Here is a 14,354-nt window from a genome sequence, read left to right as displayed (position 1 = left end):
GCCATGGGCGATCATGGGCGAGGGCGGTCCGCCGGACCCCCTCGTCCATGGAAGAGGGCAGAACATGACCGATGGCACCGGCTTCGAGAGCATCCCCCCGACCACCCTCGCCGACATCCTGGGCCGCGCGCAGGTCATGGACATCGGCATCCGCCCCCTCTGGTCTCCCATCCCGCGCGTCGCCGGCCCCGCGTTCACCGTGCGGTGCCCTCCCGGCGACAACCTCATGCTCCACGCCGCAATCCACCGCGCTCAGCCCGGCTCGATCGTCGTCGTCGAATCCGGCGACGTGGACTACGCCCTCGCCGGAGGCAACGTCTGTGCCGTCGCGCAGCGCCGAGGGATCGCGGCGTTCGTACTCGACGGGGTGATCCGTGACCTCGGCGAGGTGCGCGAGATGGGCTTCCCCGTCTTCGCGAGGGGAGTCATCCCCATCCCGGGCACCAAGGCGGCCGCCGAGCCGCTCAATGTCCAGGTGCGGTGCGGTGGCGTCGACGTGAACGCCGGCGACATCGTGGTGGCGGACGAGGAGGGCATCGTGGTCACTCCCCACGCCCGCCAGGACGAGGTGCTGCTCGCCGCGCAGGCGAAGTTGGCCAAGGAGGCCGACGAATCCCTGGACGCGTGGGAGGCGGCGCACCGTGCCCGCATCGACAAGATCCTCAGCGACAAGGGCTTCGAGGGATCAACTACCCGGGACTGAAGTTCCTGGGCTTGCACAACGGGCATCACTGGCGGAGATGCTGCGTTTGTGTCGAGTTCCACCCTTGGGTTTCGGTGGTGGGGCGGGGGCCGTTGATCGGTGCCCCAGTCGCCAGAGCAGGTCCTCTCCCGGCTCCCCGCCGACGCGGCTGGAGTGGGTCGCCTCCGTGCCCGCCTGGCTGGACCTTCCGTTCGTGATCGAGTACATCGAGTACATCGAGTACCCGGACGCGCCACGTGATCACGTACGCGACCTGGCCCGCCGGCCCGCCGGCTGTGCCGAGATGGTCGGCTGACCGCGGCCGCGGTGGGCCCGACGGCATGCCGCCGGGCCCACCGCTGCCTACCGGGTCACTGCCGGTCGAGGTCCGGCTTGGTGATCCTGAACCTGGCCACGTTCTCCTCGGTGGCCACGTGGTGGAAGCCCGCCTTCTCCAGCACGCGGAGGGACGACGGGTTCGGCAGTTCCACGGCGGCGGAGACGGTGTGGACATCCGGTGCGGTGAGGGCGTACTCCGCCAGGGCGCGGGTGGCCTCGGTGGCGTAGCCCCGGCCGCGGCGGGAGGTCACGATGCCGTATCCGATTTCGAGGATTCCTTCGCTCGGCGGCCAGAACAGGCCGAGCGAGCCCACCGTCAAGCCGCTGTCGCGCTCGATGATCAGGCGGTGGCCGTACGGGCCGAGCCAGTCCGGGTGCTCGTCGAAGAGGTTCGCGATCACCCGGTCGCCGTCGGCGGGGAAGTCGTCGGCCCAGTACACCGACCTGGTGTTGTCGATGACCGCGGCGGCCTCGGTGATGCTCCACCGCTCAAGGACGAGGCGGTCGGTGGTCAGATCATCGGGGGAAGTCGAGCAAGGGGAAGACACGTGTCACTCCTGGATGTTGGAACGACCCGGGCCGCGCTCTGCTACGGCGCGGGCCGGACGAGGGCATACCGATGAGGGCCGGCGGCGGCCATATTCATCAACCTCCTCGTCACATGATCACGCGTCTCTCGCGGCGCAGTGATCGTAGCAACCGCGTCTGAGCTGCGCGCCTTCCAGGGGCCGTGACGGCCGTGGCTGTGACAGCCACGGCCGCGACGTCCACGGCCGTGGCTCTCAGCCGGTCAGCTCCGCGTCCCCGCCCAGGCGCACCGGAAGGGCCTGGTGGCCGTTGGAGATGAGGGTGGGCAGGGGGAGGAGGTCCTCCTGGGGGACCGCGAGCCGGAGGTCCGGGAAGCGGTCGAAGAGGGCGGGGAGGGCGATCTGGGCCTCCATGCGGCCCAGGGGGGCGCCCAGGCAGTAGTGGACGCCGTGGCCGAAGGCCAGGTGCTCCTTGACGGCGCGGGTGATGTCGAACTGGGCGGCGTGCTCGCCGTGGACGTCGGGGTGGCGGTTGACGGCGGTGACGGAGACGAGGATCGCGTCGCCCTGCTTGATGGTGACGTCCGCGAGCTCGATGTCCTCCACGGCGTAGCGCATCGGCACATTGGCCACGGGCGGCTGGGCGCGCAGGGTCTCCTCGATGACGTCGTCCCAGGAGGCCTGGCCCGAGCGGACCAGCGCGAGCTGGTCGGGGTGGGTCAGCATGGCGGTGACGGCGTTGTCGAGGAGCTGGACCGTGGTCTCGAACCCGGCGGAGATGAGCAGGCCGATGGTGTCGGCGAGTTCCTGCTCGTTGAGGCGGGAGCCGTCCTCGTCGCGGACGGAGATCAGCTCGCTGGTGATGTCGTCGCCGAGGTTGTCCCGCTTGATCGCGACCAGTTCATGCAGCAGGGCCTCATGGCCCTGGAAGGCGGCAACGGCCTCTTCGGGGGTCGCGGTCGTGCGGAAGATGGTGTCGACGTATCCCAGCTCGCGCTCGCGCATCTCGCCCTCGGGGATGCCGAGCAGCTCACAGATGACGGCGATGGGCAGGGTGTGGCAGTACGCCGCCTTCAGATCGACCGTCGTGTCGGGGCCGGCTGCCGCGAGGCCGTCCAGCAGGCCGGACACCAACTGCTCGATTCCGGGGCGCATCGCGGCCGTGCGGCGGGTGGTGAAGGCCTTGGCGACGAGCCTGCGCAGCCGGGTGTGGTCCGCGCCGTACGCGGTGAACATGTTCTCCACCGCGACCCAGCCGAACAGGGGCCAGGTCGGGGATATCTCGCCGGCCATGAACCTGGGCCAGTGCTGCCTGGGGTCCTTGGAGACGCGCGGGTCGGTGAGCAGCCGCTTGAGGAGAACGGGTTCGGTTATCGCCCACGCCACCACGTGATCAGGGAGTTCCACCAGGGTCGCTGGTCCGCGTTCCCGGAGCCGCGCCCCTTCCCCGTGGATGTCACGTCCTTGGGGGTCGAGGACGAGGGGGGCGAGGTCGAGGGATCTGCGCTGTGATTCCATGCGTTGCCTCCGGGATACTGGTCGGTCGCTGTGGCGCCCGTGGCATCGTACTTGGCGACTATCGGAGGAAAACGTACAGGCAGAGCGGTCAGAGCCCGGTGGAACGGGCCTGGCCGCCACCGGAGTTGGGCGGGGTCGACGGTCAGCTCGATGTCCGGAACGCGGTCCAGGAGCTTCTCGACGGCGGTGGAGGCGATGATCCGCGCCGGGTCCTTCGCGGGGCAGGCGTGCGGGCCCGCGCCGAACGCCAGGTGGGCGCGGTTGCCGCGCCGGTCGGAGACCAGCTGCGGGTCGTTGTTGGCGGCGGCCATGCTGATGAGGACGGGGGTGCCCCTGGCCACCCGGTGTCCGCCGATGGTGACGTCGCGGACCGGGAAGTGGGTGGCGTAGTTGGCGAGCGGCGGGTCGGTCCACAGCGCCTCGTCGAGCGCCTCGTCCACCGGCATGGTGCCGCCCGACAGATCGCCCGCGAACCGGTCGTCCGACAGCAGCAGCCGCAGCGCGTTGCAGATCAGGTTCTTCACCGGCTCGACGCCGGCGCCCGTGAGGAGGACGAGCTGACTGATCATCTCCTCGTCGGTGAGCCGGGCGGGGTGGGCCAGCAGCCAGGACGTGATGTCCGCCCCGGGCTCGGCCCGCTTCAGGCGGATGAGCGCGAGAAGGGTCTCGGTGAGGACGTCATTGGCCTTCACGGCGTCCTCGCTCGCGTCCAGGAGCGCGGCCATGGACTTGACCAGCGGCTCACTCAGCTCGGGCGGGCAGCCGAAGAGCTGGTTGAAGACGAGCAGCGGCAGCCGGGCGCAGTACTCGCTGAGCAGTTCGGCCTCGCCCTCGGGGCCGAAGAGGTCGATCAGCAGGTCGGCGCTCTCCTCGACATACGTGCGCAGGGCGTGCGGGTTGAGCCGTTCGAGCGTGTCGGAGACCGCGCCGCGGAACCGCTCGTGCTCCTCGCCGTCGGTGTACATGGGGTTGGGCCGGTACATCATCATCGGGACCACGGGGCTGTCCATGGGGACCGTGCCGTCGGCGAGCGCTTCCCAGCGGCGCGGGTCCCTGGGAAAGGTCTCGGTGTTGCGCAGGATTTCCAGGGCGGTGGCGTAGCTCGTGACGAGCGAGGCGTGGACACCGGGGGAGATCTCCACGGGCGCGACGGGCCCGTACGCGCGCAGCCGTGCGTAGACAGCGGACGGGTCGGCGGCGAACTCGGGCCCGTACAGCGATTCGGCGGTTCCGTACAGCGATTCGGCGTGGCCCGGCTCCGGGCTCTGGCCGGAGTGTGCGGGGCAGCCGGGGGGCGGGGAGGTCGGCACACGTGCTCCTGGTGGCGCTGGGACGAACAGGGCATGACGGTGGCAGGGCAGTGGGGGTGGGCACGGCTCGATCCCGCGGGGCGGAGGCGCAGTACGGCCCGGCCGAGCGGGGGTAAGGCTAGCTGCGGATCTCCGGCGCCTCCACCCCCGGGGGGATTCAAGTTGCCTGATACGCCACCGGATCCGTGCCCGGGACCGGCTCCGCCCCGCCCTGCTTCACCAGGCGGCGCAGATGCGCCTCGGCCTCCGAAACCGCGATATTCCGCGATCCGTAGGGGATATCGGCCCAGGGGCGGTTCCACTCCATGGCCTCGGCCAGCTGCCACGGCGTCAGCGGCGCGCCGAGCAGCAGGGCGCGCAGCCCGGCCAGCCGCTCCTCGTGGTGGCGGAGCAGGGCCCGCACCCGGCCCGGGGCGTCGGTGAAGGCGTGCTGGTGGGCAGGGAGCACCTCGGCCGGGTCGAGGGCGGCGACGCGTTCGAGGGAGTCCAGATAGTCGCCGAGGGGGTCGGTGACGGTGGCGTCGTCGGGGTCCTCGTACAGGCCGATGTGCGGGCTGATCTCGGGCAGCAGATGGTCGCCGGAGAACAGCCGGCCGTGGCCGGGCATGCCCTCGCCCGCCGCAGGGTGGGTCTCTTCGAGGTGCAGACAGACATGGCCGGGGGTGTGGCCGGGGGTCCAGACGGCGCGCAGCCGGCGGCCGGGCAGGTCGAGGAGTTCGCCGGGGGTGATGTGGCGGTCGGGCTGGGCGGCGCGTGTGCCCGGGAGGGCGTCTCTGCCGCCGGACGCGCGGGCGGCGCGCAGTGGGGCGAGGTGCTCCTCGGGTGCTCCGGCGGCGGCGAGTTTTACGGCGAGATAGCCGAGCCAGCGGGTGGGTTCGGCCTCGCGGGTGCGGCGGACGACCTCGGCGTCGGCGGCGTGCATCGCGATCCACGCGCCGGAGGCCTCGCGCACCCGGGCGGACAGCCCGTGGTGGTCGGGGTGGTGGTGGGTGATGAGCACGCCGTGGATGGCGGAGACCGAGGTGCCGCAGGCGGCGAGGCCCGCGGTGAGGGTGTCCCAGGCCGTCGGGTCGTCCCAGCCGGTGTCGATCAGGACCGGGCCGCGGTCGGTGTCGAGGAGGTGGACGAGGGTGTGGCCGAGGGGGTTGTCCGGGATGGGGACCGGGATGCTCCACACCCCGCCGCCGTGGTCCGTGACCCCTGGGCCTGTGTCTTCCTTCTTCGCCGCCCCCGCCATGGACATCCCTCTCTCCCGGCCGGCCGCTCCCGCGAGCCGCGTGAGCATTGCCCACTATAACTGGAACTGGTATCAGTTCTGATGCAGCGTCAGATTTCAGATTCGGCGTCAGATCTGGGCGAGCGGCGGGAGGCTCGGCGATGAGCGACCTCATCGAACACGGACAGCTCTTCATCGGCGGCACATTGGCCGATCCGGCCGGTACGGACGTGATCGAGGTGGTCTCGCCGCACACCGAGGCGGTCATCGGAAGGGTGCCGCACGCCTCGCGCGAGGACGTGGACCGGGCGGTCGCGGCGGCGCGCACCGCCTTCGAGGAGGGCCCCTGGGCCCGCGCCTCGCTGGAGGAGCGGATCGCGGTCGTCACCCGCATCAAGGACGCCGTCGCCACCCGCCACGAGGAGATCGCCAAGTCCATCAGCGCGCAGAACGGCTCCCCGTACTCCTGGAGCGTCCTGGGCCAGGCGCTCGGCGCGATGATCGTGTGGGACTCCGCGATCACCGTGGCGCGCGGCTTCGTCTTCGAGGAGCGGCGCGCCGGGGTGCTGGGGCCGCTGCTGGTGCGGCGGGAGCCGGTCGGGGTGGTGGCGGCGGTGGTGCCGTGGAACGTCCCGCAGTTCACGGCGGCGGCGAAGCTGGCGCCCGCGCTGCTGGCCGGGTGTTCGGTGATCCTCAAGCCCTCGCCCGAGACCCCGCTGGACTCCTACATCCTGGCGGAGATCGTGGCCGGGGCCGGGCTGCCGGAGGGGGTGCTGTCGATCCTCCCGGCCGACCGCGAGGTCAGCGAGTACCTGGTCGGGCACCCGGGCGTGGACAAGGTGTCCTTCACCGGCTCGGTCGCGGGCGGCAAGCGGGTCATGGAGGTCGCGTCGCGCAATCTGACCCGGGTGACGCTGGAGCTGGGCGGGAAGTCCGCCGCGGTGATCCTGCCGGACGCCGACCTGGACGCGGCGGTCGCCGGGATCGTGCCCAACGCGTGGATGAACAACGGGCAGGCGTGTGTCGCCCAGACCCGTATCCTCGCCCCGCGCAGCCACTACGACGAGATCGCCGAGCGCCTGTCGGCCGCCGCCTCGGCCCTGGTCGTCGGCGACCCGCTGGACCCCGCGACCCAGGTCGGCCCGCTGGTGGCCCGGCGGCAGCAGCAGCGGTCGCTCGACTACATCGCCACCGGGCAGCGGGAGGGCGCCAAGGTGCTGACGGGCGGCGGGCGCCCGGCGGACCTGGAGAAGGGCTGGTACGTCGAGCCGACGCTCTTCGGCGATGTCGAGAACACCATGCGCATCGCCCGCGAGGAGATCTTCGGGCCGGTGATCTGTCTGCTGCCGTACCGGGACGAGGCGGAGGCGGTGCGCATCGCGGACGACTCGGACTACGGCCTGTCCGGCAGCGTATGGACCGCGGACGTGGCGCACGGCATCGACATCGCGCGCCGGATCCGCACCGGCACGTACTCCGTCAACACCTTCAGCCTCGACATGCTCGGGCCGTTCGGCGGCTACAAGAACTCCGGCCTGGGGCGGGAGTTCGGGCCCGAGGGCTTCTCCTCGTTCCTGGAGCACAAGATGATCCACCTGCCGCAGGGCTGGGACGGGGAGCAGGGCTGATGGGCGACCGCTGGCACATCGAGGTGGACCGCGACGTCTGCATCGGCTCGGGGCTGTGTGTGAGCTCCGCGCCCGGCGGGTTCCGGCTCGACGGGGCACGGCAGTCGCATCCGGTCGCGGTGGAGACGGACGCGTCGGAGGCGGTGCTGGCGGCGGCCGAGGGGTGCCCGGTCGAGGCCATCGCCATCCGGCTGGTCGGGGGCGCGGCGGGCGGGGACGGGGGTTCCCGGGGCGAGCAGGTGTTCCCGCCGGAGGAATGAGCGCGCCGAATTTCGAACTTCTGTTCATCGAACTTACTCATGCGTATTGCACGGTCTGTTCATGACGGATGTGACTGTTCCCCTCGGCGGCGGCGTGGAAATCTCTAGGCCATCACCGCCGAGGGGGGCTCGATGGACAAGAGGTATGAGGTCTTCTGTCTTGCCGACAGATATTTCTATGAGACCCCCGACCGACTGTCCGCCCGTCGCCCGGCCGCCGACGCGAATAATTCCGGCGCCACGGATTCCGGCGCAACGGGCTCCGACTCCTATTATGAGGCCGCGCAGCGCCCCGCCCCCGTGGGCTGGGACAGCTTCGTCTCCGGGGACTGGCTGCACGTCAGCCCCGTGCGGGAGGACGGCACCCCGCGACCGGGCCGGCCGAGCCAGGGCTGGAAGGTGCATGTCTCGGCCTGCCTCGACAACGCGGAGAAAACCGCGGCCAAGGTCTGGGACTACTGCGTGCCCAGGGAAATACCCTTCAAATTCGTGCCCACCGCGCATGCGCTGCTCCTGCGCAACTCGAAATACGCGGGGCGCGGCTCCAGCGGAAAGTTCGCCACCATCTATCCGGCGGACGAGGCGGAACTCCACACCATTCTCCGTGAATTGGGTGAGCTGCTGGCGGGGGAGCCGGGCCCGTACATCCTCACCGATCTGCGCTGGCAGGACGGCCCGCTGTATGTGCGATACGGCGGCTTCGCGCAGCGCTACTGTGTCGATGGCGCGGACGCCGAAGACTCGGGCTCCGGTTCCGGCTCCGGCGGCACGCTCGTACCCGCCATCGAGGACCCGACCGGCAGGCTCGTCCCCGACCGCCGCGACCCCGCCTTCCACGTCCCGGAATGGGTGACGTTGCCCGACTTCCTCGCGCCGCAGTTGGCCGCTCGTAACGCCACGACGATTGCCGACCTGCCGTACCGCATCGAGAAGGCCCTGCACTTCTCCAACGGAGGCGGGGTCTATGTGGGGACGGACACCCGCAGCGGCGAGAAGGTCGTCCTCAAGGAGGCGCGCCCGTACGCCGGGCTGGCTTCCGACGGGGCGGACGCGGTGACCCGCCTGGAGCGGGAGAAGGCCGCGCTGGAGCGGCTGTCCGGGCTGGGCGTGGCGCCCGAGGTGCGCGACTGGTTCACCCTGGGCGACCACCGCTTCCTGGTCATGGACCATGTCGCGGGCCGCACTCTCAACTCCTTCTTCGCGCGGCGCCACCCGCTGCTGGCCGCCGAACCCGACCCCGCCGCGGTCGCCGACTACACCCGCTGGGCGCTGCGGATCCACGGCGCGGTCGAGGAGGCCGTCGCCGCGGTCCACGGGCGCGGGGTGGTCTTCAACGACCTGCACATGTTCAACATCATGGTCAGCCCCGACGAGTTGTCCGTCATGCTGCTGGACTTCGAGGCGGCCGCGCACGTCAGTGAGGGACGGCGGCAGGCCATCGCTCACCCAGGCTTCGTCGCGCCGCTGGACCGCCGCGGCTTCGAGGTCGACCGCTACGCCCTCGCGTGTCTGCGGCTGGCCCTCTTCGTGCCGATGACCACGCTGCTGGTGGTGGACCGGGGGAAGGCGGCGCACCTGGCGGAGGTGGCGGCCGCGCAGTTCCCGGTGGACCGGGCCTTTCTGGACGAGGCGGTGAAGGTGATCGCGGGCGGGGCGCGCGGCGACGCGGGCCCGGTGGTGGGTGATGGTGCCGGGTCGGCGGCGGCCGATGGCGTCAGGGGGGCGGCCGGTGGTGTCGCGGCGGCCGGGACGGGGTCGGCCGGGCCGGGATCGGCCGCGACGGGGTCGGCCGGGCCGGGGTCGGCCGGGACGGGGGTGGCGGTGGCGGGCCGCGGCGGCGGCTCGTATGTGCCGGTGGACCCCGCCGACTGGCCCCGCAGCCGCGACTCGATGGCCCGCGCCATCCTCGCCTCGGCCACGCCCGAGCGCGACGACCGGCTCTTCCCGGGCGACATCGGCCAGTTCGCCGACGGCGGCGGGCTCGGGGTGGCCCACGGCGCGGCGGGCGTCCTCCACGCCCTCGACCTGACCGGCGCCGGGCGGTACGAGGCGGGGGAGGAGTGGCTGCTGAAGCACACCGCCCCGCCCCCGCGTGGCACCCCGCTCGGCTTCTACGACGGGCTGGCGGGCGTGGCGTACGTCCTGGAGCGGCTCGGCCACCCGCGGCGCGCGCTCGAACTCATCGAGCGGGTGCTGGACGAGAAGTGGCAGCGGCTGGCGCCCGACCTGCACGGGGGCCTCGCGGGCGTCGGCCTGGCGCTGGACCACCTCGCCCGCGCGACCGGCGAGCCGGGGCTGCGCGAGCGGGCCTCGGAGGCGGCGCGGCTGCTCGCGGACAGACAGGCCGGCGGCGCGCGGCTGACCGGCAAGCGGGCCGGGCTGCTGCACGGCGCGTCCGGCCCGGCGCTGCTCTTCCTGCGGCTGTACGAACACTCCGGCGACCCCGCGCTGCTCGACCTCGCCGCCACCGCGCTCCGCCAGGACCTCGACCGCTGCGTCCCGGACCGCCACGGCACCCTGCTCGTCGACGAGGGCTTCCGCACCATGCCGTACCTGGGCGCGGGGAGCGTCGGGATCGGGATGGTCCTCGACAGCTGGCTCGCCCACCGCACCGACGACGACTTCGAGGCGGCACGCGGCTCCATCGCGGCTGCGGCGTCCCTGCGTTACTACGCCCAGCCGGGGCTGTTCAACGGCCGCGCCGGGATGGTGCTGCACCTCGGCCGCACCGCCACCCCGGACCTCGCGCCCGAACGGCTCGCCGCGCAGATCGCGGCCCTGGGCTGGTACGCCGTGCGGTACCAGGGCCATCTCGCCTTCCCCGGCGAGCAGATGATGCGCCTTTCCATGGATCTGGCCACCGGGACCGCGGGCTGTCTGCTCGCGCTCGGCGCGGCGTGCGCACCGCCGCCGCGCTCCGGCGAACCCGTCGGCCTGCCCTTTCTGCCGCCGCTCCGGCGGCCCTAGGACCGGCCCTCCGCGAGGGGGGCCGTAGCAAGAAAACCCATCCCCAGGGAATATTGAGAGAGAGGAACGATCATGACACTTCTCGACCTCCAGACGCTCGAGACCGAAGAGTCCGAGGACTTCGGCGGTGGCGGTGGCGGCGGCGAGAGCAGCGTCAGCCTGCTGCTCTGCGACAAGCACAGCTCGGTCAGCAACCTGCTGTGTCTGTGACGGCCTGACGGTCTCACACTGACGCGGCCCCGGCGGATCACCCGCCCGGGGCCGCGTCCCCGCGGACCTCGCGCCGGGCTTCCGGACCGGTGCGGGGTTTCGCGGCGCTTCCGGCCTCGGACGGACCGTCGCCCGACCTGCCACGCCCACTCGCGAGGAGGCGAGGACCTGCCGCGTATGGCTTCTTCCACCAGCACAGACGCCGAAGGGCGGGCGGGCGACGGGCTGTTGCGGCAGCTGCTGCGGCGCAGTCTCGGCCGTGCGCTCGCGGTGTTCTGCGTCAGCACCGCGTCCGCCGCCGTCGGGCTCGCGCTTCCCGCCGTCCTCGGCCGTACGCTCGACGCCCTGCTCGCCGACCCCCATGGCGGGGCGGCCAGGCACTGGGTGCTGGGAAGCGCCGGGCTCACCTGTCTGCTCGTCGTGCTGGACGCGCTGGACTCGCTCCTCACCGGCACCGCCAACGCCCGCTCCATCGCCTGGCTGCGGCGCCGTCTGCTGCGCCACACGCTGCGCGCCGGGCCGCGCGCGGGCCGGCGGCTCGCGCCCGGGGACCTGGTGACCCGGCTCGTGGGGAACGCCGCGCAGGCCGGGACCGCGCCGACCGCGCTCGCCTCGGCGCTCGCCGCCGTCGTCACCCCGGTCGGCGGGCTGGTCGCGCTGGCCCTCATCGACCCCTGGCTCGCCCTCGCGTTCCTCCTCGGGCTGCCCCTGCTCGCCGTTCTGCTGCGCTCCTTCGTCCGGGACACCACCGACAGCGTCGCCCGCTACCAGCACAGCCAGGGCGAGATCGCGGGCCGCCTGGTGGAGGCGCTGGGCGGGGCGCGGACCATCGCGGCGGCCGGGACGGCCGGCCGGGAGCGAGCGCGGGTGCTCGCGCCGCTGCCGGAGCTCAGCCGTCAGGGGCACCGCATGTGGCGGGTCCAGGGCCGCTCCGCCGCGTGGGCCGCCGCGATCGTCCCGCTCCTCCAGATCGCCGTGCTGGCGGTGGCCGGGCTGCGGCTGACGGCGGGGGCGCTGAGCGTCGGCAGCCTGCTGGCCGCCGCCCGCTACGCGGTGCTGGCCACCGGCGTCGGCATGCTGGTCGGCCACCTCAACGGCCTGGTGCGCAGCCGCACCGCCGCCCGTCGCTTCGCGCCCGTCCTGGCCGAGCCCGCCACCGCGTACGGCCCGCGCCCGCTGCCGCCCGGGGACGGGACGCTGGAGCTGCGCGGCGTCCGGGCGGTGCGTGGCGGGCGGGCGGTGCTGAGCGGCGTCGACCTGGTGGTGCCTGGCGGGCGCTGCCTCGCCGTGGTCGGCCGCTCCGGCTCCGGCAAGTCGACGCTGGCCGCGCTCGCCGGGCGGCTCGCCGACCCGGACGGCGGCCAGGTGCTGCTCGACGGCGTGCCACTGCCGGAACTCACCCACGACGCGCTGCGCCGTGCGATCGGCTACGCCTTCGAACGCCCCGCGCTGCTCGGCGGCACGATCGGCGGGACCATCGCGCTGGGGCCCGCTCCGGCGCCACCCGGGCGGGTGGTCGAGGCGGCGCGCGCGGCCTGCGCCGACGACTTCGTACGGCTGCTCCCGGACGGGTACGACACGCCCTGCGCGGGCGCGCCGCTGTCGGGCGGCGAGACCCAACGGCTGGGCCTGGCCCGGGCCTTCGCCCACGACGGGCGGCTGCTGATCCTCGACGACGCGACATCGAGCCTGGACACCGTCACCGAGCTGCGGGTGAGCCGGGCCCTGTCCGGCCGCCTCCCCGGCGCCCGGCGGCCCCGCACCCGGGTGATCGTCGCGCACCGCGCGGCGACTGCGGCCCGCGCGGACCTGGTGGTCTGGCTGGAGGACGGGCGGGTCCGGGCGGCGGGCCGCCACGCGGACCTCTGGGAACTGGCCGGGTACCGGACGGTGTTCGCCGACCCGGATGTATCCGGCGAGCAGGACGTATCGGAAGTGCCATATGCGGACGGGGGCGTTCAGGGTGGCTGAATCCGGCCGGGTCAAAAAGGGCGGCCGGGCCGGGCGTGGCGGGGGCAGGCCGGGGCCATATGCCGAGGGCATTCGCTTTCTGCGGGGGCGGCGCCGGGTGCTCGCGCGGCTCGCGGCGTGGTCGGTGCTGGAGTCCGGGCAGACGTTCCTGGGCGGATACGCGCTGGCCCGCGCGCTGGACGACGGGTTCCTGGCGGGGGAGCGGGGCGTCGGGCTGGCCTGGCTGGGGCTCGCCGCGCTGGCCGTGGCCCTCGGCGCGTACGGCACCGGCCGCGTCTACGGCGCGGTGGCCGCCCTCGTCGAGCCGCTGCGCGACGGGCTCGTGCGGCGCGTCGTGACGCGGGCCGTGGGCGGGGGCGGGGGCGCGGGCAGTACGGCGGTCTCCCGGCTCACCCACCAGGTGGAGATCGCCCGCGACACCTTCGCGGGCCTGGTCATGGTCTCCCGCTCGTTCGTGTTCGTCGCGGCCGGCGCGCTGGTCGGCCTCTTCTCGCTCGCCCCGGTCCTGCTGCTCGTCGTCCTCCCGCCGCTGGTCCTCGGGCTCGCGCTGTTCCTGGCGACGCTGCGTCCGATGGCCCGCCGTCAGGAGGCCTTCCTCGAAGCGGACGAGAACATCGCGGAGACGCTCGGCGCCGTCGCCTCCGGGCTGCGGGACATCACCGCGGCGGGGGCGGAGAAGCCGGTCGGGGCGGCGGCGGGAGAGCGGATCGACGCCGAGTACCGCGCGGCGCGCGCCCTCGCCCGCTGGGGCGTGGTGCGGGTGCTCGCGACGGGGATCGGCGGGCGGCTGCCCGTCGTACTGCTGCTGGCGGCCGCGCCTTGGCTGCTGGCGCGGGGGGTCACACCGGGCGCGCTGGTGGGGGCGCTGGCCTACCTCCAGCAGTCGCTGCTGCCCGCCCTCCAGAGCCTGATGCAGGCACTGGGCACGGGCGGCTCCCGACTCGCGGTAGTGATCCGCCGCCTGACCGGCCCCGCGCAGCCGGCCCCCGGGGCGGGGTTTCATGCGGGGGCGCGCCCGGTGTCCGCCCCCGAGGCGGAGTCCGCTGCGGAGTCCCGGGCTCGGGTGCGTCCGGCGTCCCCCGTGGAGCCCGCCGCCGCGGCGCCCGCCGCCGCGCCGGGGCGGGACCCATCGGGCCCCGACCCCGCCGCCGTTGAGCTGCAGTCGGTCACCTTCGCCTACGGCGACCGCGCCGCGCCCGTCGTCCAGGGGCTGGACCTCCGCGTACCGGCGGGTGGTCATCTGGCCGTGGTCGGGCCGAGTGGGATCGGCAAGTCGACGCTGGCGGGGCTGATCGCGGGGCTGTTGGAGCCGCGCTCGGGGGAGATCCGGGTGTGCGGCGAGCCCGTACGGGGGCCCGCGGGCGCGTCGCGGGTGCTGATTCCGCAGGAGGCGTACGTCTTCTCGGGCACCCTCGCCGACAACCTCCGCTATCTGTGCCCCGAGCGCGGCACCCTCACGGACGCCGAACTGGCCGCCGTCGCCGACGAGATGGGCCTCGGCGCGCTGCTGTCCCGGCTCGGCGGGCCGGGCGCCGACGTCGACCCGGCCGCGCTGTCCGCGGGGGAGCGCCAGCTGATCGCGCTCGCCCGCGCCTATCTCTCCCCCGCCCCCGTGGTGCTGCTCGATGAGGCGACCTGCCATCTCGACCCGGCCGCCGAGGCCCGCGCGGAGCGGGCCTTCGCGCGGCGCCCCGGCACCACGCTGATCGTGATCGCCCACCGCGTC

The 14,354-nt window shown here is 73.3% G+C and carries 11 protein-coding genes and 1 pseudogene; 8 read left to right on the top strand and 4 right to left on the bottom strand.

What is annotated here, in order from left to right; genetic code table 11:
- The first annotated feature begins 64 nt into the window (after positions 1-64).
- Together ABTY62_RS22825 and ABTY62_RS22820 are read left to right on the top strand one after the other, a co-directional pair.
- Positions 65-703 (top strand): RraA family protein, encoded by a 639-nt coding sequence (locus tag ABTY62_RS22825; protein ID WP_352131267.1) that lies wholly within the window; start codon positions 65-67, stop codon positions 701-703.
- Positions 704-869: 166 nt separating this feature from the next.
- Positions 870-998: a hypothetical protein gene (locus tag ABTY62_RS22820; protein ID WP_352131266.1), complete on the top strand. Its 129-nt coding sequence runs from the start codon at positions 870-872 to the stop codon at positions 996-998.
- A 55-nt stretch (positions 999-1,053) separates the two neighbouring features.
- On the opposite strand, the gene ABTY62_RS22815 is transcribed toward ABTY62_RS22820, so the two are convergent.
- The 4 genes from ABTY62_RS22815 to ABTY62_RS22800 all read right to left on the bottom strand — a co-directional run bounded on the left by ABTY62_RS22815 (position 1,054) and on the right by ABTY62_RS22800 (position 5,619).
- The gene (locus tag ABTY62_RS22815) at positions 1,054-1,569 is read right to left on the bottom strand and encodes a GNAT family N-acetyltransferase (RefSeq protein WP_352131265.1); all 516 of its coding nucleotides are present in this window, start codon (positions 1,567-1,569) and stop codon (positions 1,054-1,056) included.
- Between the two features lie 234 nt (positions 1,570-1,803).
- On the bottom strand, positions 1,804-2,937 hold the full coding sequence (locus tag ABTY62_RS22810; protein ID WP_352131417.1) for a cytochrome P450 family protein: 1,134 nt from the start codon (positions 2,935-2,937) through the stop codon (positions 1,804-1,806).
- Positions 2,919-4,376 (bottom strand): cytochrome P450, encoded by a 1,458-nt coding sequence (locus ABTY62_RS22805; RefSeq protein WP_352131264.1) that lies wholly within the window; start codon positions 4,374-4,376, stop codon positions 2,919-2,921. Before ABTY62_RS22805 ends, ABTY62_RS22810 begins: the two co-directional genes overlap by 19 nt.
- Before the next feature lie 157 nt (positions 4,377-4,533).
- On the bottom strand, positions 4,534-5,619 hold the full coding sequence (locus tag ABTY62_RS22800) for a Strvi_7410 family MBL fold metallo-hydrolase (protein ID WP_352131263.1): 1,086 nt from the start codon (positions 5,617-5,619) through the stop codon (positions 4,534-4,536).
- A 134-nt stretch (positions 5,620-5,753) separates the two neighbouring features.
- Between ABTY62_RS22800 and ABTY62_RS22795 the strand changes: the two genes are divergently transcribed.
- The 6 genes and pseudogenes from ABTY62_RS22795 to ABTY62_RS22770 form a co-directional block, all read left to right on the top strand.
- Complete coding sequence (locus ABTY62_RS22795; protein WP_352131262.1) at positions 5,754-7,220, top strand: aldehyde dehydrogenase; 1,467 nt, start codon at positions 5,754-5,756, stop codon at positions 7,218-7,220.
- Positions 7,220-7,480 carry a ferredoxin gene (locus tag ABTY62_RS22790; RefSeq protein ID WP_311722845.1) on the top strand — a complete coding sequence of 87 codons (261 nt, stop codon included), beginning with the start codon at positions 7,220-7,222 and terminating at the stop codon, positions 7,478-7,480. Before ABTY62_RS22795 ends, ABTY62_RS22790 begins: the two co-directional genes overlap by 1 nt.
- Positions 7,481-7,612: 132 nt before the next feature.
- The gene (gene lanKC / locus ABTY62_RS22785) at positions 7,613-10,447 is read left to right on the top strand and encodes a class III lanthionine synthetase LanKC (protein ID WP_352131261.1); all 2,835 of its coding nucleotides are present in this window, start codon (positions 7,613-7,615) and stop codon (positions 10,445-10,447) included.
- Between the two features lie 72 nt (positions 10,448-10,519).
- Positions 10,520-10,657: a SapB/AmfS family lanthipeptide gene (locus ABTY62_RS22780; RefSeq protein ID WP_352131260.1), complete on the top strand. Its 138-nt coding sequence runs from the start codon at positions 10,520-10,522 to the stop codon at positions 10,655-10,657.
- Positions 10,658-10,834: 177 nt separating this feature from the next.
- On the top strand, positions 10,835-12,628 hold the full coding sequence (locus ABTY62_RS22775; RefSeq protein ID WP_352131259.1) for an ABC transporter ATP-binding protein: 1,794 nt from the start codon (positions 10,835-10,837) through the stop codon (positions 12,626-12,628).
- A pseudogene (locus ABTY62_RS22770) lies at positions 12,564-14,252 on the top strand (ATP-binding cassette domain-containing protein); the annotation flags it as partial. The gene ABTY62_RS22775 and the pseudogene ABTY62_RS22770, both read left to right, overlap by 65 nt.
- Positions 14,253-14,354: the final 102 nt, after the last annotated feature.

This window comes from Streptomyces sp. NPDC097640 (assembly GCF_040302705.1).
In the GTDB taxonomy this organism is placed as follows: Bacteria; Actinomycetota; Actinomycetes; order Streptomycetales; family Streptomycetaceae; genus Streptomyces.
Note: the sequence above shows the minus strand (reverse complement) of the source record. Positions and strands in the feature narration are given on the sequence as shown.